19 protein-coding genes and 1 pseudogene are annotated in these 18622 nt (G+C 69.8%); 15 read left to right on the forward strand and 5 right to left on the reverse strand.

The features are described 5' to 3' along the window. Positions 1-359: 359 nt before the first annotated feature. A complete protein-coding gene (locus ACFVXA_RS13625; protein WP_384020214.1) occupies positions 360-1235 on the reverse strand; it encodes a class I SAM-dependent methyltransferase in 876 nt (291 codons plus the stop codon). 321 nt (positions 1236-1556) lie between these two features. Between ACFVXA_RS13625 and rpsA the strand changes: the two genes are divergently transcribed. Then, positions 1557-3059, forward strand: coding sequence for a 30S ribosomal protein S1 (rpsA, locus tag ACFVXA_RS13630; RefSeq protein ID WP_362025519.1), 1503 nt, complete (start codon positions 1557-1559; stop codon positions 3057-3059). Between the two features lie 141 nt (positions 3060-3200). Here rpsA and ACFVXA_RS13635 read toward each other — a convergent pair whose 3' ends face one another. Beyond that, positions 3201-4163, reverse strand: coding sequence for a right-handed parallel beta-helix repeat-containing protein (locus tag ACFVXA_RS13635; protein WP_362025522.1), 963 nt, complete (start codon positions 4161-4163; stop codon positions 3201-3203). 305 nt (positions 4164-4468) lie between these two features. Here ACFVXA_RS13635 and ACFVXA_RS13640 point away from each other — a divergent pair, with 305 nt between their 5' ends. The 4 genes from ACFVXA_RS13640 (at position 4469) to ACFVXA_RS13655 (ending at position 8203) form a co-directional block, all read left to right on the forward strand. Continuing rightward, complete coding sequence (locus ACFVXA_RS13640; RefSeq protein ID WP_390025097.1) at positions 4469-5995, forward strand: flavin monoamine oxidase family protein; 1527 nt, start codon at positions 4469-4471, stop codon at positions 5993-5995. 155 nt (positions 5996-6150) lie between these two features. Then, positions 6151-7089, forward strand: a complete 939-nt coding sequence (locus ACFVXA_RS13645; RefSeq protein WP_362025524.1) for a PAC2 family protein — start codon at positions 6151-6153, stop codon at positions 7087-7089. Between the two features lie 74 nt (positions 7090-7163). Beyond that, positions 7164-7772 carry a dephospho-CoA kinase gene (coaE, locus tag ACFVXA_RS13650; protein ID WP_384399147.1) on the forward strand — a complete coding sequence of 203 codons (609 nt, stop codon included), beginning with the start codon at positions 7164-7166 and terminating at the stop codon, positions 7770-7772. A 50-nt stretch (positions 7773-7822) separates the two neighbouring features. Continuing rightward, the gene (locus tag ACFVXA_RS13655; RefSeq protein WP_362025530.1) at positions 7823-8203 is read left to right on the forward strand and encodes a tetratricopeptide repeat protein; all 381 of its coding nucleotides are present in this window, start codon (positions 7823-7825) and stop codon (positions 8201-8203) included. Between the two features lie 73 nt (positions 8204-8276). Here the strand turns inward: ACFVXA_RS13655 and ACFVXA_RS13660 are convergent, their stop codons facing one another. Continuing rightward, the gene (locus ACFVXA_RS13660; protein ID WP_390025052.1) at positions 8277-8603 is read right to left on the reverse strand and encodes a DUF6343 family protein; all 327 of its coding nucleotides are present in this window, start codon (positions 8601-8603) and stop codon (positions 8277-8279) included. Between the two features lie 180 nt (positions 8604-8783). On the opposite strand from ACFVXA_RS13660, the gene ACFVXA_RS13665 reads away from it, so the two are divergent. The 3 genes from ACFVXA_RS13665 to ACFVXA_RS13675 all read left to right on the forward strand — a co-directional run bounded on the left by ACFVXA_RS13665 (position 8784) and on the right by ACFVXA_RS13675 (position 10993). Then, the gene (locus ACFVXA_RS13665; RefSeq protein ID WP_390025099.1) at positions 8784-9683 is read left to right on the forward strand and encodes an acyltransferase domain-containing protein; all 900 of its coding nucleotides are present in this window, start codon (positions 8784-8786) and stop codon (positions 9681-9683) included. Between the two features lie 69 nt (positions 9684-9752). Continuing rightward, a complete protein-coding gene (locus ACFVXA_RS13670; protein ID WP_362025535.1) occupies positions 9753-10454 on the forward strand; it encodes a class I SAM-dependent methyltransferase in 702 nt (233 codons plus the stop codon). Positions 10455-10543: 89 nt separating this feature from the next. Next, complete coding sequence (locus ACFVXA_RS13675; RefSeq protein ID WP_383745527.1) at positions 10544-10993, forward strand: DoxX family protein; 450 nt, start codon at positions 10544-10546, stop codon at positions 10991-10993. An 87-nt stretch (positions 10994-11080) separates the two neighbouring features. On the opposite strand, the gene ACFVXA_RS13680 is transcribed toward ACFVXA_RS13675, so the two are convergent. Further along, positions 11081-11737, reverse strand: a complete 657-nt coding sequence (locus ACFVXA_RS13680; protein ID WP_390025054.1) for an RNA-binding S4 domain-containing protein — start codon at positions 11735-11737, stop codon at positions 11081-11083. Positions 11738-12005: 268 nt separating this feature from the next. On the opposite strand from ACFVXA_RS13680, the gene ACFVXA_RS13685 reads away from it, so the two are divergent. The 4 genes and pseudogenes from ACFVXA_RS13685 to ACFVXA_RS13700 form a co-directional block, all read left to right on the forward strand. Beyond that, positions 12006-12239, forward strand: a complete 234-nt coding sequence (locus tag ACFVXA_RS13685) for a hypothetical protein (protein WP_362025544.1) — start codon at positions 12006-12008, stop codon at positions 12237-12239. Further along, the gene (locus ACFVXA_RS13690) at positions 12236-13765 is read left to right on the forward strand and encodes a YfcC family protein (protein ID WP_389757954.1); all 1530 of its coding nucleotides are present in this window, start codon (positions 12236-12238) and stop codon (positions 13763-13765) included. The genes ACFVXA_RS13685 and ACFVXA_RS13690 overlap by 4 nt, the downstream gene beginning before the upstream one ends. 90 nt (positions 13766-13855) lie before the next feature. Continuing rightward, positions 13856-14614, forward strand: a complete 759-nt coding sequence (locus tag ACFVXA_RS13695; protein WP_390025056.1) for a uracil-DNA glycosylase — start codon at positions 13856-13858, stop codon at positions 14612-14614. A gap of 118 nt (positions 14615-14732) precedes the next feature. Continuing rightward, a pseudogene (locus ACFVXA_RS13700) lies at positions 14733-15008 on the forward strand (hypothetical protein); the annotation flags it as partial. 108 nt (positions 15009-15116) lie between these two features. Here the strand turns inward: ACFVXA_RS13700 and ACFVXA_RS13705 are convergent. Continuing rightward, positions 15117-15560: a RidA family protein gene (locus ACFVXA_RS13705; protein WP_389514552.1), complete on the reverse strand. Its 444-nt coding sequence runs from the start codon at positions 15558-15560 to the stop codon at positions 15117-15119. A 284-nt stretch (positions 15561-15844) separates the two neighbouring features. Here ACFVXA_RS13705 and ACFVXA_RS13710 point away from each other — a divergent pair, with 284 nt between their 5' ends. From ACFVXA_RS13710 to ACFVXA_RS13720, 3 genes are all read left to right on the forward strand, one after another. Beyond that, positions 15845-16270 carry a hypothetical protein gene (locus tag ACFVXA_RS13710; protein WP_384020244.1) on the forward strand — a complete coding sequence of 142 codons (426 nt, stop codon included), beginning with the start codon at positions 15845-15847 and terminating at the stop codon, positions 16268-16270. Beyond that, the gene (locus ACFVXA_RS13715) at positions 16261-17046 is read left to right on the forward strand and encodes a nucleotidyltransferase domain-containing protein (RefSeq protein ID WP_390025058.1); all 786 of its coding nucleotides are present in this window, start codon (positions 16261-16263) and stop codon (positions 17044-17046) included. The genes ACFVXA_RS13710 and ACFVXA_RS13715 overlap by 10 nt, the downstream gene beginning before the upstream one ends. Before the next feature lie 1199 nt (positions 17047-18245). Beyond that, positions 18246-18614, forward strand: a complete 369-nt coding sequence (locus ACFVXA_RS13720; protein WP_390025060.1) for an amidase domain-containing protein — start codon at positions 18246-18248, stop codon at positions 18612-18614. Positions 18615-18622 lie beyond the last annotated feature (8 nt).

Raw genomic sequence — 18622 nt, forward strand, 5'->3', positions numbered from 1 at the left:
TGCGGGAGTCGCAGTCGCGGTACCGCCCACCGCACGCGCACGGGGCGCGGTACCGCCCACCGCACGTGCACGGGCGGTGGCACGCGCACGCGCAGTCCACAGCCCCGCACGCGCGCACGTTCAGCCCCACCCGCACGCGCGCGTGCCGCATGCGCGCGTGCGGTCAAGAACGTCCTCCTCGCGCGCGTGGAGCTATGACACCCACCACGCGCGCGTGGACTCGCCACCGCCCGTCACGCGCGCGTGAACCCAGCACCGCCCGTCGTCACGCGCGCGTGGACCCAGCACCGCCCGTCACGTGCGCGTGGGCTCGGCACCGCCCCGTCCACGCCCGCGTGGACTTCGCATCCCTCCGCGCGTCAGTCCCGCTCGCACACGAAGATCGCCGTCCCCGGGATCAGATTCCCGCGCAACGGGGACCAGCCGCCCCACTCCTGGGTGTTCCAGGCGGGCCACTCCGGCTCGACGAGGTCGATCAGGCGGAAGCCACCCGCCACGACGTCGCGGACGCGGTCCCCGACGGTCCTGTGGTGCTCGACGTACACCGCGCGGCCCTCCTCGTCCTGCTCCACGTACGGAGTGCGGTCGAAGTAGGAGGCGGACACCGACAGGCCCTCGGGCCCCGGCTCGTCCGGGAACGCCCAGCGGACCGGGTGGGTCACCGAGAAGACGAAGCGGCCCCCGGGGCGCAGCACCCGGTGCACCTCGCGCAGGACGCGGACCGGGTCGGCGACGAACGGCAGCGCGCCGTACGCCGAGCAGGCGAGGTCGAAGGAGCCGTCGGCGAACGGCAGGGCGCCCGCGTCGGCCTCCACCAGAGGCACGCCCCCGCCGATGCGCAGGGCGTGCTGGAGCTGGCGGTGGGAGAGGTCCAGGGCCACCGGACGCGCGCCCTGGCCGGCCAGCCAGCGCGAGCACTGGGCCGCCCCGGCGCCGATCTCCAGGACGTCCTTGCCCTTCAGGTCCTCCGGCGGGCCGAGCAGCTCGGCCTCCACCTCGTCGAGGCCCTCGGGACCCCACACGAAGCGGTCGTCCCCGAGAAACGTGCCGTGCTCGATCTGGTACTCGTCCGCGTTCCGGTCCCACCAGCCCCGGTTGGCCCGGGAACTCTCCGTGACGTTCGCGTCACGTCGGGTGGCTTCGGGTTCGAACGGTTCGGGCTCTTGGATGATCGGCTCCCTCGTCGTACTCTTCCGTCCAACCCGTCTCGGGGTGTCACGACAGAGGCGCGCCATGGCCCGCGTGGCCTCGTGAGACAGGTCTTGTGCCGGGTATGCGGCGATCCGCCCCGGGTGTGCGCCTTCGCGCATTGACCCTGCCCGGCTGCCCCCGTATGCTACAAGTTGCGCTGCGGGCCTGCGCTCCTCAGACGTAGCAGGCTGCGCTCGCATCTGTATGTATGTCCCCTCGGTTTTCGAGGCGCCACTGGTGTGTGCTTGTCAAGGCACCGGCCAGGCTGGGCGCTTCCTTGGCTGTCCGGCCTTCTGCAGAGCGAAACGGGCTCCCGGCGTAAGCAGTACCTACGACTCACTGTCCGTACCGGAGCCCTTTCCCACATGACGAGCAGCACCGAGACCACCGCCACCACCCCGCAGGTTGCGGTCAACGACATCGGTAACGAGGAAGCCTTCCTCGCCGCGATCGACGAGACGATCAAGTACTTCAACGACGGCGACATCGTCGACGGCGTCATCGTGAAGGTCGACCGGGACGAGGTCCTGCTCGACATCGGTTACAAGACCGAAGGCGTCATCCCGAGCCGCGAACTCTCCATCAAGCACGACGTCGACCCGAACGAGGTCGTCGCCGTCGGTGACGAGATCGAAGCCCTCGTTCTCCAGAAGGAGGACAAGGAAGGCCGTCTGATCCTGTCCAAGAAGCGCGCTCAGTACGAGCGGGCCTGGGGCACGATCGAGAAGATCAAGGAAGAAGACGGCATCGTCACCGGTACCGTCATCGAGGTCGTCAAGGGTGGTCTCATCCTCGACATCGGCCTCCGTGGCTTCCTGCCGGCCTCCCTCGTCGAGATGCGCCGCGTTCGCGACCTCCAGCCGTACGTGGGCAAGGAGCTCGAGGCCAAGATCATCGAGCTGGACAAGAACCGCAACAACGTGGTCCTGTCCCGCCGTGCCTGGCTCGAGCAGACCCAGTCCGAGGTTCGCCAGACGTTCCTCACCACCCTCCAGAAGGGTCAGGTCCGCTCCGGCGTCGTGTCCTCGATCGTCAACTTCGGTGCCTTCGTGGACCTGGGTGGCGTCGACGGTCTCGTCCACGTCTCCGAGCTCTCCTGGAAGCACATCGACCACCCCTCCGAGGTTGTCGAGGTCGGCCAGGAAGTCACCGTCGAGGTCCTCGACGTCGACATGGACCGCGAGCGCGTCTCCCTGTCGCTCAAGGCGACGCAGGAAGACCCGTGGCAGCAGTTCGCCCGTACGCACCAGATCGGTCAGGTCGTCCCGGGTAAGGTCACCAAGCTCGTTCCGTTCGGTGCGTTCGTCCGCGTGGACGAGGGCATCGAGGGTCTGGTCCACATCTCCGAGCTGGCCGAGCGCCACGTGGAGATCCCGGAGCAGGTCGTCCAGGTCAACGACGAGATCTTCGTCAAGGTCATCGACATCGACCTCGAGCGCCGTCGCATCAGCCTCTCGCTGAAGCAGGCCAACGAGTCCTTCGGTGCCGACCCGGCCTCGGTCGAGTTCGACCCGACCCTGTACGGCATGGCCGCGTCGTACGACGACCAGGGCAACTACATCTACCCCGAGGGCTTCGACCCCGAGACCAACGACTGGCTCGAGGGCTACGAGACCCAGCGGGAGGCGTGGGAGCACCAGTACGCCGAGGCGCAGCAGCGCTTCGAGCAGCACCAGGCGCAGGTCATCAAGTCCCGCGAGGCGGACGCGCAGGCCGAGGCCGAGGGCGCTGCCGCCCCCGCCGCCGGTTCCGGTGCGGGCGTCTCGGGCGGTTCGTACTCCTCGGAGTCGGACGACAACTCCGGCGCCCTGGCGTCGGACGAGGCCCTCGCCGCGCTTCGCGAGAAGCTTGCGGGTGGCCAGAGCTGAACCGTCTAGGTTCCGCTAGCCAGTAGTTCGGTGGGCCGCACCCCTTACGGGGGGTGCGGCCCACCGGTCTTTTGTCCGCGGGCTGTGAGGGTTGGTCGCACAGGTCCCCGCGCGCCTGACGGGCGCTTCTCCGGGATGACGCTATGGCGTGACGGTGATGTTCGTGAGGCCCTTGCCGCCCGTCACCGTGTTCGACGCGTACACCGTCGTCTTGCAGCTCGTGCCGTAGTTGGTCACGTTGATCGCGAGTTGTTTGTCGCCCGTCGCGCCCGTCAGGTTCGAGGTGTTGCCCCGGAACACCGCGCCGCAGCCCCAGCCGGACTGCTGGGTGTGGGTCTCGTAGCCGTCGTTCGTCGTGGCCGTGCCTTTGTTGTTCTCCACGAGGACGTCGTTGCCCTTCACGTCGACCCAGGAGTCGTCGTAGTTGGCGCCGGTGAGGCCGCTGCCGTCGAAAGTGTTGCCCGTGATGCGCGCGCCCGTGGTGCCCTCCTTGATGTCGACGTTCTCGCCGCCCACGTCCGGGCCGATGGTGTTGCCGGTGATCTCGATGCGGTCGCTCTTGTCGGAGGTGCCGCCGGCCGTGCCCACGTACACGCCCTCGCCCATCCCGCGGCCGTCGTTGCCGGTGTCGTAGATCTTCGAGTTCTTGATCACGCCGTCCGTGCTGGAGTTGCGGAAATGGACGCCCTCCATGTCGAGTCCATGGACGGTGACCGTGTCGACGACGACGCCCTGCGCCGAGTCGATCATGATGCCCTTCTGGCCGCCGGTGACGGTGATACCGCGGACCGTCCAGTACGAGGCGCCGTCGAGGTGCAGGCCGTAGCCGCCACCGGCCTTCAGGACGGCCTTCGAGGAGCCGGTGAGCGTGATCCGTGACGCCGAGGTCCCGTCGAGCGTGGTTGTGAAATTGCCGCTGTACGTGCCGTCCGCGAGGTGGATCGTGTCGCCGGAGGACGCCGAGGTGAGCGCCGACTTCAGCTGGGCGGCGGTGGAGACCTCGATGACCTGGGCCGCCGAGGCGGAGGGAGCGGTCAGGATCGCGCCGGCCGTGGCCGTCGTCGCGGCGATCAGGGGGAGGAGGAGCGTGCGTCGGATGCGCATGTGGGGGTGACCTTCCCGTCGGTTCGCATAGAAGCGTGTTCCTGTACGTGAACTTTGGGTGCCCATATGAACGTAAGGGGGCCGCATGGTTGCGTCAAGGTCCGGACCGGTTCCGGGTGTGCGGGGAGGGAAACGTGGTGGATACACGAGTAACTCCCGTGCCGTAACAGGCCGTTGCCAGGATCCCCGCGTCATTCAAGATCGTGAGGGGAGCCGAAGTCATGGCAGCACAGCAGCGATCGGGTACACACGCGAGCCGGCGCGCCTTTCTCCGCAACGTCGGTCTCACCGGGGGCGCGGGCGCGATGTTCGCCACCATGGGAGCCCTCGGGCTCGCGCCCACCGCCCAGGCGGCAGGGCGTGAACAGTCCTTCCGCGCACCGAAGTCGAGCGATTTCACGCTCACCGGACGCGGCGCCGCCAAGGTCGTGATCGTCGGCGGCGGCATCGCGGGACTGGCGTCCGCGTACGAACTCGGCAAGGCGGGCTACGACTGTACGGTCCTGGAGGCCAGGGACCGCACCGGTGGCCGCAACTTCACCGTGCGCGGCGGCGATTCGACCACCGACCTCTACGGCAACACACAGACGGCCCGCTTCGGGGAGGGCCACTACATGAACGCGGGTCCGGCCCGCCTGCCGCAGTGGATGGTCACCCTCGACTACTGCCGCGAACTCGGCGTTCCGATCGAAGTGTTCACGAATACGAACGCGGACGCGTACCTCTACAACGAGTCGAGCGGCATGACCAAGCCGGTGCGCTACCGCACCGCGAAGGCCGATGTGTACGGCTACGTCTCCGAGTTGCTCGCCAAGGCCACCGACAAGGGCGCCCTCGACAAGGAGCTGACCGCCACCGACCAGGAGAAGCTCGTCGAGTTCCTCAAGGACTTCGGCGAACTCGGCGACAAGCTGACGTACGGGGGCGGAGAGCGCCGCGGCTACACCACCGTCCCGGCGGCCGCGGGCACCCCCGGTGTCCTGCTCGGTGACATCCCCTCCGCCTCGGAGGTGTTCGCCAGCGGAGTCGGCCGCTACTTCTCCTTCGAGTTCGGCTTCGACCAGGCGATGCTGATGTTCCAGCCGGTGGGAGGGATGGACCGGATACCGAGGGCGCTGACGAGGGAGATCGGGGCCCATCGCGTCCGTACAGGGGCCGCGGTCTCCAGAATCACCGACAAGGGGAATGGCGTCACCGTCACCTACACCCAGGGCGGCCGCACGAAGTCCATCGACGCCGACTACTGCATAGGCGCCCTCCCGCCCAACATCCTCGCCAGGATCCCGCACAACCTCGGATCCGGCGTCCAGAGCGCCCTGGAGGCGATCACTCCGCAGTCCGCCGCCAAGATCGGTCTGGAGTACCGTTCGCGCTGGTGGGAACTCGACCACGGCATCTACGGCGGTATCACCGAGACCGACCAGGACGTCACCCACATCTGGCACCCCTCGTACGGCTTCCACGGCGAGCGCGGTGTGCTGATCGGCTACTACAACTACGGCGGCGACGCGGACTCGTACGCCAAGCTCACCCCCGAGGAGCGCGAGAAGCGCGCGGTCGCCGCGGGCGTGAAGATCTACGGCGAGAAGTACCGCACCGAACTCGCGTCCTCCTTCTCCCACCACTGGCGCCAGACGCCCCACCTGGAGGCCGCCTGGCACGACACCCCCGGCGGCCCCGACGACGCCCGCTACAAGCCGCTGAACGAGCCCACCGGGCGGGTCTACTTCGCGGGCGACTGGCTCAGCTACACCGACGCCTGGCAGCACGGCGCGTTCACATCCGCCCGCAAGGCGGTCACCACACTCCACGCGCGCGTGCTGTCCGCATAACCGTCCCCAGGCGTCCTCATGGCCGCCGACGGAGGACTTTGAGCCGCTCGTGGCGGCTGAGACGTCGGAAAGAGGCGGCGGTGCGCGGCGCGGGCCGGGAATGCCCGCGCCGCGCACCACGTTGTGCAGTACGAACACGAGGAGGAGCGGTCACAGTGCTTGATCCGCAGGGTTTGTACGCATGGGAGCCGAAGGGCTTGGCCGTGGTCGACATGGCACTCGCCCAGGAGTCGGCCGGTCTTGTCATGCTCTACCACTTCGACGGATACATCGACGCGGGCGAAACCGGCGACCAGATCGTCGACCGGCTGCTCGACTCGCTGCCCCACCAGGTCGTGGCCCGTTTCGACCACGACCGGCTCGTGGACTACCGGGCCCGCCGTCCGCTGCTGACGTTCAAGCGCGACCGCTGGACCGATTACGAAGAGCCCACTCTCGACGTACGCCTGGTGCAGGACGCCACGGGCGCGCCGTTCCTGCTGCTGTCCGGTCCCGAGCCGGACGTGGAGTGGGAGCGCTTCGCCGCCGCCGTCCAGCAGATCGTGGAGCGGCTCGGCGTCCGCCTCTCGGTGAACTTCCACGGCATCCCCATGGGCGTCCCGCACACGCGACCCGTGGGCCTCACCCCGCACGGCAACCGCACCGAGCTGGTGCCCGGCCACCGCAGCCCCTTCGACGAGGCACAGGTGCCCGGAAGCGCCGAGTCCCTCGTCGAGTACCGCCTCATGGAGGCCGGACACGACGTCCTCGGCGTCGCCGCACACGTGCCGCACTACATCGCCCGCTCCCCGTACCCGGACGCCGCGTTGACCGTCCTGGAGTCGATCACCGCCGCGACCGGCCTGGTACTGCCCGGCATCGCGCACTCCTTGCGCACCGAGGCGCACCGCACGCAGACCGAGATCGACCGGCAGATCCAGGAGGGCGACGAGGAACTCGTCGCTCTCGTCCAGGGCCTCGAGCACCAGTACGACGCCGCGGCGGGCGCCGAAACGCGGGGCAACATGCTCGCGGAGCCCGTGGATATCCCGTCGGCCGACGAGATCGGGCTGGAGTTCGAGCGGTTCCTGGCGGAGCGCGAGGGCGACGGCTGACCTTCGGGCCCACTCACGGTCCGCTCCCGGGCCCGCACATGGCGCTGTCGGAGGCAGGCCCTAAGCTTCCGGTCATGCTGAAGGTGGGCCTGACCGGTGGTATCGGCGCCGGCAAGAGCGAGGTGTCGCGGCTCCTCGTCGAGCGCGGCGCGGTGCTGATCGACGCGGACAGGATCGCGCGGGAGGTCGTCGCGCCCGGAACTCCCGGGCTGGCGGCGGTCGTCGACGCCTTCGGCGAGGACGTGCTCGCACCGGACGGCAGCCTGGACCGGCCCAAGCTGGGCTCGATCGTCTTCGCCGACCCGGAGAAGCTCGCCGTCCTCAACGCGATCGTGCACCCTCTGGTGGGCGCCCGCTCCCGGGAACTCGAGAACGCCGCCTCCGAGGATGCCGTCGTCGTGCACGACGTCCCCCTGCTCGCGGAAAACGGCCTCGCATCGCTGTACGACGTCGTGATCGTCGTCGACGCCCGCCCCGAGACCCAGCTCGATCGCCTCGTACGGCTGCGCGGCATGGCCGAGGAGGACGCCCGCGCCCGCATGGCCGCCCAGGCCCCACGCGACAAGCGCCTGGAGATCGCGGACATCGTGATCGACAACGACGTACCCCTGGAGGAGCTGCAGCGGCGCGTACGGGACGTATGGGCGGATCTCGTACACAGAACGCGGCGGCCCCAGGAATAGCGGGCCCCCGAGGGGGCGTTGAACCCTTGGAGTGAGGGAAGGACTCTGCCGTGCCCGAGACCAGCGGTTCGACCGGACGTACACCGGAGACGCATGTCATCGACTTCCGCGCCGCCGAGCGACTGCTCGCCGCGCGGGACCCACGGGGCGCGGTGAAACTGCTCGACCCGGTCATCGCCGCGCACCCGGAGAACACCGCGGCCCGGCTGCTGCGCGCCCGAGCCTTCTTCGCCGCCGCGCAACTGCGCCCCGCCGAGCTGGAGTTCACGATCGTCCTGGAGCGCGAGCCGGACAACGCGTTCGCGCACTTCGCGCTCGCCCGCACCTATGAGCGCCAGCGACGCCCCGAGCAGGCGAAGCGGCACTTCAGACTGGCGGCGGCGCTCGACCCGAAGCCGCAGTATCTGGAAGCGGCACGCTTCGACTCGTGAGTCGTCGGTCCCACTCGCCGCCCGGTGACGGGTGACATACGTGCCGTGAACCGCGTCGTACGCCGGGTCGCTGTCAGGGATGGCGGTGTTGCGGCGGCCGGAACGTAGGCCGGTGCCGTGAGGGCCGAGGTCCCGGCGGCTCCGGCGGCTCCGGCGGTTGATACGGCGGGACGTCGCGGCCCGGCTGATAGTGCGGCCCCTGATGGATGTGCCGCAGGATCATGATCATGTCTACGGTGACGATCAGCCACAGCACCCCGCACGCGGCCGCCCAGCCGGGCCGCCCGACCAGGGCGAACGCCGCCGTTCCGGCCATCGCCCAGATCAGCCCCCACAGGCTCAGCCAGAAGCGCAGCCGCAGAGCACTGCGCGCTGTCACCGGTTCACTGCCCGTACGCATTCGGATCACTACTCCTACTGGGAAACGTACTCTTCGTGGTGCACGTTCACCATGGGAGAGCGGTCGGAGCGACGATCGATGGGGGAGGCGACGGTGCTGCTGGAGGCGCTGCGGGCGGACGCGAGGCTCGCGGAGTGGCTGAGGGATCTGGAGAGCGAGGGCGCTCCCCGCGTGGAAGCGGTGCTTCCGGACGCGGCCGAGCTGCCGGACGTCCTGCTGGACCTGACCGTGGCCCACGAGCACATCAATGAACTCGTCGCGCTGCGCGACGAGTTGGCGGCGGATCCGGAGACCATGGCGCTTCTCTCCCGCTGCGTCGCCCGCTTCGTACGCGACATGGGGGAGATCGGAAAGGGCTGGGAGCCGCCCGCGTTCCCCGCGTCGACGGGGGCGCTCGGGCGGTGCTTCCACGTGTACGTCTTCATCGCGGCGCTTCCGTACGTGCGGGCGTACCACCGGGAGCGCGGAGTCCCGGAGGACGTGTCGCGGCGCACCCTCGCCGATCTCGGCCGGCACGTGGCCGTCCACCACAGACGGCTCGGTACCCCTGGGCTGCTGTTCCCCTGGTGGATAGCCCTGCACTTCCATGGCGAGCTGTTCCAGCTGGGCCGGCTCCAGTTCCAGCGGGCGCGGCTCGGCCAACGCACGGGCCGGGCCGTCGCGGCGGCGGGCCTGGATCTGGGCCCCGGCGACCCCTACCTGAGCCTGCACATCACCGACTTCCGCGGCCCGCTGTCCCCGTCCGCCTGCGACCGGTCGCTCGCGCTGGCACTGGAGTTCTTCGCCCGCCACTACCCCGACGAGCGCCATGACGTCGCCGTCTGCCACTCCTGGCTGCTCGACACCCAGCTCAAGCGGTATCTGCCGGCAGAATCCAACATCATCCGCTTCCAGGACCGGTTCGAGCTCGTGTACCAGAATCAGACCCCGGACGACGGAGTGCCCGTCGGTTTCGTCTTCGGCGACCCGGAGCTGGCGGTGGAGGAGCTGCCACGACGCAACAGTGTCGAGCGCGCGGTGGGGGATCATCTGCGCGCGGGCGGCCACTGGTATGGCGGGCAAGGGTGGTTCGCACTGTAGCTCGCCACTCGAACGGGTGAATGGGGGCGGGGTGGGAACGCGTCGGCGGAGGCCGCCCGTTGGACGGGTATGAGGATCGAGAAGCGTCAGGGACACGAGGGAACCGGCCCCGGTGCCATCACACCGGACGGCTGCGCGGTCGAGCTGTACACGCGCCTGCCCGTCGGAGACGAGCCGGACATCATCACCGCGGCGGTGCCCGCGGGCGCGCACATCCTGGAGCTGGGCAGCGGAGTGGGCCGGATGACCCACCCCCTCCTGGAGCGCGGGTTCACGGTCACGGCGGTGGACGAGTCGCCCGAGATGCTGCAGCGGATTCGCGGGGCCCGCACGATATGCAGCACGATCGAGGACCTCCATCTCGACCGCGACCCCGGCGAGACCTTCGACGTGGTGATGCTCGCGTCGTTCCTCGTCCACACCGGTGATCCCGAGGAACGGCGGGCGATCCTGAGGTCGTGCGCCCGCCATGTGGCCGAGGGCGGCTGCGTGTTGATCCAGCGCGAGGGAGAGGACTGGCACACGAACGTGCCCCGCGAGCGGGTCGACCCCTCCGGCTTCACCCTACGGATCGTCTCCGCGGAGCCGGTGGGAGACGGGGTGAACTCGGTCCACGCGGAGTACGAATTCCCGGACGCCACCTGGACCCAGACCTTCCTGGCCCGCCCCTTGACGAGAGACCAATTCGAGGAAGCGCTGCGGGAGGCGGGGTTGCGGGTGGACCGGTATCTGACGGGGGACGGGGTGTGGGTGAGGGCGGTGAAGGGCTGACTCGGGGCACCCGCACACCGATGAGTTCCGGCCCTCCACCCGGTCTACCTCTGTGAAAGCGACAGCTACCGCTCACACAGGAGACCTCCATGTCCGAGACCGCCCTCCCCACCTCCGCCACGGCCCCCGGCACTTTCCGCACCGGCACCCCCCGCACCCGCCGAGCCCGCATCTCCCTCACGGCCCTGCAGATCGTCCTCGGTCTCTTCTACGCGATCGCGAGCGCCCTCCCCAAGCTGATCGCCCACCCCTCCGCCGTCGAGTCCTTCGACAAGCTCGGCTGGGGCCACACGGGCATGTACATCATCGGCGCGCTCGAACTCGCCGGAGGGATCGCCCTGTTGACCCCGCTCCTGGACTCCGTGGCAGCGGTGGCGCTCAGCGCGCTGATGGTCGGCGCGTTCATCGTGAACGTCACCGCCATCCACGGCCCGTACGTGGCGACCCCGCTGATCCTGATCCTGCCGCTCGCCCTGATCGCGTGGGCCAGGCGCGGTCACACCACCGATCTGCTCCGCCGGGTGCGCCGGAGGGCGTGACGCGTGGGGCGTGCGCGCCGTACGAGACGAAGGGCTCCCCCTTTCAGCAGGGGGAGCCCTGAACGTCGTACGGCGGCACACGCGGGGTCAGGAGCCTGCCTCGGCGGAACCGGGGGAACCGGCGGAGCCGGGAGAGCCGGGGGAACCGGGGGAGCCGCTCGACCTGGAGGAGCGGGTGGATCCGGTGGACCTGGGGGTTTGGGTGGACCTGGGGGTTTGGGTGGGCCCGGTTGGCCCGGGCGAGCCGAAGAAACCGGGTGAACCGGCGGCGAGCCCCCGCAAGCGCTCCAGGTCGCGCCGGTCCCGCTTGGTCGGCCGTCCCGCCCCCCGGTCGCGGATCCCGGCCGGCGCGACCGCCTCGCGCGGCGGAGGCGGCGGACTGTTGTCGACGTAGCACTCGACGGCGACGGGCGCCCCGACCCGCTTGCGGATCACCCGCTTCACCACGACGACCCGCTCCCGCCCGTCGTGCCGCAGGCGCACCTCGTCGCCGACCCGAACGGCATGCGCGGGCTTGACGCGCTCGCCGTTCACCCGGACATGCCCGCCGCGGCAGGCGGTGGCGCCCATCGAGCGGGTCTTGACGAGACGGACGGACCAGATCCAGCTGTCGACGCGCACGCTCTCGCCGCCCGCGGGAGCGGCGGCCTCGGCCGCGGCCACCGCGTCGCCGGAGCCGCGCGTACCGCCCGCACTTCCGGCACCCGTCACCTTCTTCTCCCCGTCAGCACCCTGAGAAGCCATGCCCTCGACTTTAGTCCCCGCGGCCCCGGCCGCCGGGTGGATTTCCCCTCGCACGGGCCACCGCATGGACCACCCCGCGGGCCACAGCACGGACCACTGCACGGGCTACCGCATGGGACCACTCGGCGGGCCACCGCACGGACTACTCGGCGGGCCACCGCACGGACCACTCCGGATGCGACCGCCCTCCGGAGCCCTGAGGCTGTTGCGTGAGGTCGTTTGCGTGAGGTCGTCCAGGGTGCATGAGGGAACAGCGGAGGGGCCCGTCGTGGAGATGGCAGCGAAGGTCGACGCGTTGATGGAAGGCCTTCGCGCCGATCTGGAGCGGCTTGCCGCGATGGCTTCGGTCACCTTCCCGGGCCTCCCGGTCGAGCCCGTGCCGGCGGACCTTCGCCATGGGGGCGGGGAGCACGCGGCGGACCTCCGGCATGGGGACGGGGAGCACATGGTGGACCTTCGGGCCGACGCGGATGACGGGGTCCGGCCCGGGGGCGCCGGATGACCCTCACCCCGGACGCCGGGCGAGCCACCGACGAGCCGCCGCACCGGAGCAGATTCACCTTTCCCAGCGCCCTCACCGTGCTCGCCGTCGTCACGATCGTGGTGTGGCTGCTCGCCTTCCTCATCCCGGCGGGGCAGTACGACCGCACGGCGTCGGGGGCGCCGATCCAAGGCACGTACCATCGGGTCGACTCCGGTGAGAGCTTTGTCGAGCGGCTCAACGACCTTTTTCTCTCGCCGGTCAACGGTCTTTACGGCATCCGGGACCGGAAGAGCGGCCAAGTCGGGCCGGACCTGGCCGGGGAACTGTACGGCAGCGCGGGCGTGTTCCTCTTCGTGCTCGCCATCGGCGCGTTCATCACGGTGGTGTTCGCGACGGGTGCGCTCGACCGGGGCATCGGCCGGCTCGCTCACCGGCTGCGGGCGCGTGGGGCGCTGCTCATCGCCGGCATCATGGTGGTGTTCTCGGTGCTCGGCACCGTGGAGGGCTTCGCCGAGGAGACACTGGGTTTCTACGGGCTGATCGTGCCGTTGATGCTGGCGCTCGGGTACGACCGGATGGTGGCGGTCGGCACGATCATCCTGGGCGCCGGAATCGGCGTGCTGTGCTCGACGGTCAACCCCTTCGCGACGGGCGTGGCTTCCTCCGCGGCCGACATCTCGCTCGGTGACGGCATCGCTCTGCGCTTCGTGATGTGGCTGGTGCTGACGGCGGTGACGGTCGTGTACGTCATCCGGTACGCGCGGCGCGTACAGAAGAATCCGGACCGGTCGCTCACCGGATTCCTGCCCGGGGACCGGGAGCACGCCCAGGAGGCGGCCGGTGAGGTCCCTGAACTGACCGGCCTGCACAAGGCGGTCCTGGCCACCACGGCGCTGGTCTTCGCCTTCATGATCTTCTCTGTCGTGCCCTGGTCCAGTGCGCTCACCGGCAAGGCGGACGCGATCCCGTACGGCTTCGAACTCGACTGGTCCTTCCCGGAGTTGGCCGCGCTGTTCCTGTGCGCGGCCGTGCTGGTCGGGCTCGTCGCGCGCATGGGTGAGCAGAGGCTGAGTTCGACGATCATCCAGGGCGCGGCGGACTTCATGTCGCCCGCGCTGGTGATCGTGCTGGCACGCGGGGTCACCGTGATCATGAACAACTCGAAGATCACCGACACGGTCCTGCACTCGATCGAGGGGGTCGTGAGGGAGACGTCCTCCAGCGTCTTCGCGATCATCGTGTTCGTCGTGAACCTGCCGCTGGCCTTCCTCATCCCCTCCACCTCCGGCCACGCGACCCTCGCCATGCCGATCCTCGCCCCGCTCGCCGACTTCGCCGGCGTCTCCCGCGCCGTCGTCGTCACCGCCTGGCAGTCCGCGAGCGGCTGGATGAACCTCTGGGTGCCGACGACCGCGGTGACCATCGGCGGGGTGGCCCTGGCCAAGGTCGGTTACGACAAGTACCTGCGCTTCGTCTGGCCGCTGCTCGCCCTCCTGTTCCTGCTGATCTGCGGGTTTGTGGCCGTCGGGGCGGCGACGGCGTAGCCGCGCGGGGCGCGCGTGGTCGTATGAGGAATGCGTGTGGCGGGGCGTGCGCGTGGTGGTGAGGGGCGCGTGTGGCCGTACGGTGGTGGCATGGACGGCGACGGCCTGGCCGAACTGGACGCGCGGATCACCGGGTGCCGCGCCTGTCCGCGCCTGGTCGAGTGGCGCGAGGAGGTGGCCCGCACCAAGCGCGCCGCCTTCGCCGACCAGACGTACTGGGGGCGGCCGGTCGCCGGCTTCGGACCGTCCGACGCCGCGCTGCTCATCGTCGGACTCGCGCCCGCCGCGCACGGCGGGAACCGGACCGGACGGATGTTCACGGGGGACCGGTCCGGAGAGGTGCTCTACGCGGCGCTGCACGACGTGGGGCTGGCATCGCGGGGAACGTCGGTGAGCGTGGACGACGGGCTTGAGCTCTACGGCGTACGCGTCACCTCACCCGTGCACTGCGCGCCGCCCGCCAACAAGCCGACGCCAACGGAGCGGGACACCTGCCGCCCTTGGCTGGTAAGGGAGTTGGAGCTTCTGCGGCCCTCGCTGCGGGCGGTGGTGGTGCTCGGCGCCTTCGGGTGGCAGGCCGCGTTGCCCGCCTTGGCGGAAGCGGGCTGGGCCGTGCCCAGGCCGCGGCCGGTCTTCACGCACGGAGCCCATGTGCTGCTGGACGGCCGCCTGGACGGGCCGGACGGTCAGGAGGGGCCGGAGGGGTTGAAGGGGCTGGAACTCTTCGGGTGTTTCCATGTCAGTCAGCGGAACATCTTCACCGGGCGGCTGACCCCCGCCATGCTGCGGGACGTACTGCGGACAGCGGCGCGGGCGGCGGGGCTGACGACCCTGCCGGATCCGGGTTAGCCCTCGGGCGTTGGCGTTGGCGTTGGCGTTGGAGTTGGGGCTGGGGCTGGAGCGGATGATGCGGCCGTGCGCGGGCTAGCCTCGGGCGATGGGCTTGTATCCGGAGATCGAACCGCACGTCGACGTCGAGCAGCTCTTCGACGCCCAGCCGGGATCGCCGTACTACTACCGCAGCGTCAACCCCAAGGCGCTGTGGGCCTTCCTGCCCTCGGCGGCCGTCGCCGCGGTTCTCGCCCTGGTGAAGGACTTCAGCGACGTGGCCCCGTACTCCTGGTTCATCGGGACGGCGTCGGCGGCCGGACTGTACGCGGTGCTGTGCCGCTCGGTCGGCCTGCCGGCGGGCGACCTGAGGCGGGCAACCCGAGGTGGTCGGCCGGGCGGTGGCAGGCGGTGACCTCACCCGCCCGGCGAGGCGTTGCGTTTCTCAGGTATCGCCCGGGCGGACGGCATCGCGCTCGACGTCTCGAGCTGACGGACCGACGCGGCCGGCAGGGCCTTACCCCTAGGCGCGGTCGGGTTCGGACACGTCCGCGTGCTCCGGCACCGGCTCGGGCACGACGGCGGTTGCCGTGATCTCCACGAGCTGTCCGGTGTACCCGAGGCAGGCCACCCCGATCAGCGTGGACGAGTGCGGGCCGATGCTCAGCCCGGACGCCTCGACGACATCCCAGACCGCCGACAGCACCGCCGGTTCACTGCCGACGACATACACGTCGGTCGACACGACGTGCGTCATGTCGCTGCCGACCGCCCGCAGTTGCTCCTCGAGATTGGCCAGCACCTGTTCGGCCTGCCGTACGGGATCGCCCTCGCCGACCACCTTCCCGTCGGCGTCGAGCGGCACGGAACCAGCGAGGAAGGCGAGCTTCGTCCCGGCCTCGACGACGGTTGCGTGGGAGTAGCGGGGCGGCGTGAAGAGGCTGGGGACGGTGATGCGCTGGACCATGGGGGCCTCCCTGTGGATCGGTCGACGGACAACCTGCCGATGATGCGGGTGGGGTGACCGGCCCCGCATCCCCATTTCGCCGGCCACTTCACCAGGGCGGTGGTCCCAGCCCTTCCACGTTCTGTGACGACAAAATCACTTAATAGCGGGCACCACTGACAATCGCCGGAGCCGAGCGACCGGGGCCGCGGCCGACGGACACCCCGCAGCCCACGGGAATGCTGACGTACGCCCTGCCGCCTCCGGACTACGGTAGGTACCCGCAACTGCGAAGAAGGGGCCCGGTGGACGAGTTGACGGAGCTGGCGGTGGCCGGAGCGACCGCACTGGTGACGCAGATGGTGAGCGATGGCCGGGCGCAGGTGCGCGATCGCCTCGTCGCGATTCTCACGCGGGGGAGCGGTGACGAGGAGGTCGTCCAGGGCGAGTTGGAGACCGCACGGGCCGAGTTGGTCGCCGCGGGGGAAGCCGGCGACGCGCGGGCGGCGGACGACGTCCTGGTCGAGTGGCGCAACCGGCTCCGCCGCACACCGCGGGCCGACCCAGAGGTCGCAGCAGAACTCCGCTCACTGCTCGATGAGTTGGAGCGCGCCGCGGACGAGCAGCCCAGGGGCAACGTCTACAACGCCATCGACGGTGGCATGCACCGCGGTTCGGTCGTCCAGGCCCAGTCGATCGGAAACCTCACCATCGGAGAGCCGTGCCGTTGAACGCCGACGACGAGAAGTTCCTCGCCCACGTGGTCGATCGCCTCGCCGCCCTCCCCACCGTCCGCGCCGTAGCCCTCGGCGGCTCCCGCGCGCAAGGCACCCATGGTCCCGACAGTGATTGGGATATGGCGATCTACTACCGGGGAGAGTTCGATCCCGAGGACCTCAGAGCCGTCGGCTGGCCGGGCGAGGTCTCCGAGATCGGCGGCTGGGGCGGCGGCGTGTTCAACGGCGGCGCCTGGCTGACCATCGACGACCGCCGCGTCGACGTCCACTACCGCGACCTCGACGTCGTCGAACACGAGCTGGCGGAGGCGGAGGCCGGTCGCTTCCACGTGGAGCCTCTCCTCTTCCACCTCGCGGGCATCCCCAGTTACTTGATCGTCGCCGAGCTGGCCATCAACCGCGTCCTGCGGGGCGAACTTCCCCGCCCGGCCGCCTACCCCGGCAAGCTCCGCACCTCCGCTGCCGAACGCTGGTACGGCACTGCTCGCGCCACTCTCGCGTACGCGAAGGCCAACCATGCGCCGGCTGGCCGTCTCACGGAGGTCGCTGGGGCCCTGGCGACGGCAGCCATGCAGGCCGCACACGCGGTGCTGGCGGCGCGCGGGGAATGGGTGACGAACGAGAAGCGGCTGTTGGAGCGGGCGGGACTGAGAGGTGTGGACGACCTCCTGGCGGGAGCGCAGCAGGACCCTGGATCTCTCGCCTCCGTCATCTCCGACGGCGAGACGCTCTTCAGCGCGGCACTGGAGTCCGAGCCGTTCCGGGTGTGATCCGGACTTCGGCGGAGAGACCCGGCCCGGCCCGGCTAGGCCTGCGTCGTGCGATCCTCGCCGTCCAGTACTCCGGTTGCCCTGCGACTTCCCGGCCCGCACGGCTGCCGATGCTGTCCCCCAGCGACATGTGTCCGTTTCCCACCCGGAGTGGCTCTGTGCCCGTCGCCTTCGATTCTGCCTGATTCAGGCACCCCGGAGCCTAGGTACGCGCTCATCCGTGCTCATCCGTGCTCATCCGTGCTTCCCGGCCGTGGCGGTTCACCTGCGAGGAATCAGACATTCCAGGGTAAAGAAACCACCACAGGGCAACGCGACGTTCGTATGCGATCTCTTGGTCCTCGAGCTGACCCGACCAGTCGGCCCGTGATCACAGGGGGATTCATGCGCATCGCGCAGCACAGACAGACCGTCGTCGCGGCCACAGCCGTGGCGACTTTCGCGCTCGTCGGCATACCGGCCGGCGCCCAGCCCGCTTCCGCCGCCGAGCCGGCCACGGCGAGCGCCGACACCACGGCACTGGCCGGGCTCGCCGAGGGCTATCTGCAACAGCGGGCCGACATGCTGACGACGTCTCCGCCCACGGCTCGGGCCGCGCTCGCCCACGTCCGGGCCACTGGGGCGATGGCCGCCCAGACGCGGGACGACCTCGCCGCACTCGCCGAGAAGGGCAGGCGGTACAAGGAGGTCGACGGCGGCTACACGCAGGCGCAGGTCGACGTGAAGGTCGACGACACGACCGTGGACGGCGGGACGGCGACGCTTCGGCTGACCGAACACACCCGCCTCCGGCTGCCGTTCACGGCCCAGGAGGTCGAGGAGGGCGCGCCGGAGTACGAAGAACTGTCGCTCCCGCACACCGTGAAGTTCACCCAGGGCTCCGACGGTGCGTGGCTGTTGTCGTCGGACAAGGCCGACGCCGAGGGCGGGCCGACTCCGACGACGCAGGTGGCCGACACGGACGCCGAGGCCACCGCCGACGACGGGGGCGGCGCACCGGACGAGGACGAGGGGGGCAAGTACGACGCGGCCGACACCACCCCGCTGCCCGACAGCGGCGCGTCCGACGCCGTCAAGTCGGGGGTCTCGGCCGCCTACAGCTACAACAAGATGGTGGCCTACGCCGACAGGTACTGGGACCACCACAACGGCGCGTACCGGAACTACGGCAACGACTGCACCAACTCATCTCCCAGGCGATGCTGGCCGGCGGATGGGGCCCCAAGGGCGGCGCCCTCATCCAGCGGACCAGTAACAAGTACTGGTTCTACGGGCCGTCGAAGGTCTTCACCAGCTACACCTGGGCGGGCGCCGAGAACTGGTACTGGTTCGCGAAGAAACACGCGAAGAGAACCAAGATCCTGGGCAACGTGTGGCAACTGGCCAAGTCGGACGTGCTCCAGGCGGACTGGACCAGAAACAACAACATCGACCACTCGATGATCGTCACGAAGAAGTACCAGGGCACGCCGTACCTGACCTACCACACCGGCGACACCCACAACAAAAGCCTGCGCAAGCTCCTGTCCGACCACCCTCGTGCCTGGTGGTACGCACACCGCACCTGACAGGCTGC

This window comes from Streptomyces sp. NPDC058246, assembly GCF_042881985.1.
Classification (GTDB): domain Bacteria; phylum Actinomycetota; class Actinomycetes; order Streptomycetales; family Streptomycetaceae; genus Streptomyces.

What these genes read in the sequence shown, in the direction of transcription:
- ACFVXA_RS13660 (WP_390025052.1), bottom strand. Translation starts at nt 8,603, where the DNA reads ATGCGTACGGGCAGTGAACCGGTGACAGCGCGCAGTGCTCTGCGGCTG.
- rpsA (WP_362025519.1), top strand. Translation starts at nt 1,557, where the DNA reads ATGACGAGCAGCACCGAGACCACCGCCACCACCCCGCAGGTTGCGGTC.
- ACFVXA_RS13675 (WP_383745527.1), top strand. Translation starts at nt 10,544, where the DNA reads ATGTCCGAGACCGCCCTCCCCACCTCCGCCACGGCCCCCGGCACTTTC.
- ACFVXA_RS13670 (WP_362025535.1), top strand. Translation starts at nt 9,753, where the DNA reads ATGAGGATCGAGAAGCGTCAGGGACACGAGGGAACCGGCCCCGGTGCC.
- ACFVXA_RS13625 (WP_384020214.1), bottom strand. Translation starts at nt 1,235, where the DNA reads ATGGCGCGCCTCTGTCGTGACACCCCGAGACGGGTTGGACGGAAGAGT.
- ACFVXA_RS13680 (WP_390025054.1), bottom strand. Translation starts at nt 11,737, where the DNA reads ATGGCTTCTCAGGGTGCTGACGGGGAGAAGAAGGTGACGGGTGCCGGA.
- ACFVXA_RS13720 (WP_390025060.1), top strand. Translation starts at nt 18,246, where the DNA reads ATGCTGGCCGGCGGATGGGGCCCCAAGGGCGGCGCCCTCATCCAGCGG.
- ACFVXA_RS13640 (WP_390025097.1), top strand. Translation starts at nt 4,469, where the DNA reads ATGTTCGCCACCATGGGAGCCCTCGGGCTCGCGCCCACCGCCCAGGCG.
- ACFVXA_RS13690 (WP_389757954.1), top strand. Translation starts at nt 12,236, where the DNA reads ATGACCCTCACCCCGGACGCCGGGCGAGCCACCGACGAGCCGCCGCAC.
- ACFVXA_RS13705 (WP_389514552.1), bottom strand. Translation starts at nt 15,560, where the DNA reads ATGGTCCAGCGCATCACCGTCCCCAGCCTCTTCACGCCGCCCCGCTAC.
- coaE (WP_384399147.1), top strand. Translation starts at nt 7,164, where the DNA reads ATGCTGAAGGTGGGCCTGACCGGTGGTATCGGCGCCGGCAAGAGCGAG.
- ACFVXA_RS13695 (WP_390025056.1), top strand. Translation starts at nt 13,856, where the DNA reads ATGGACGGCGACGGCCTGGCCGAACTGGACGCGCGGATCACCGGGTGC.
- ACFVXA_RS13635 (WP_362025522.1), bottom strand. Translation starts at nt 4,163, where the DNA reads ATGCGCATCCGACGCACGCTCCTCCTCCCCCTGATCGCCGCGACGACG.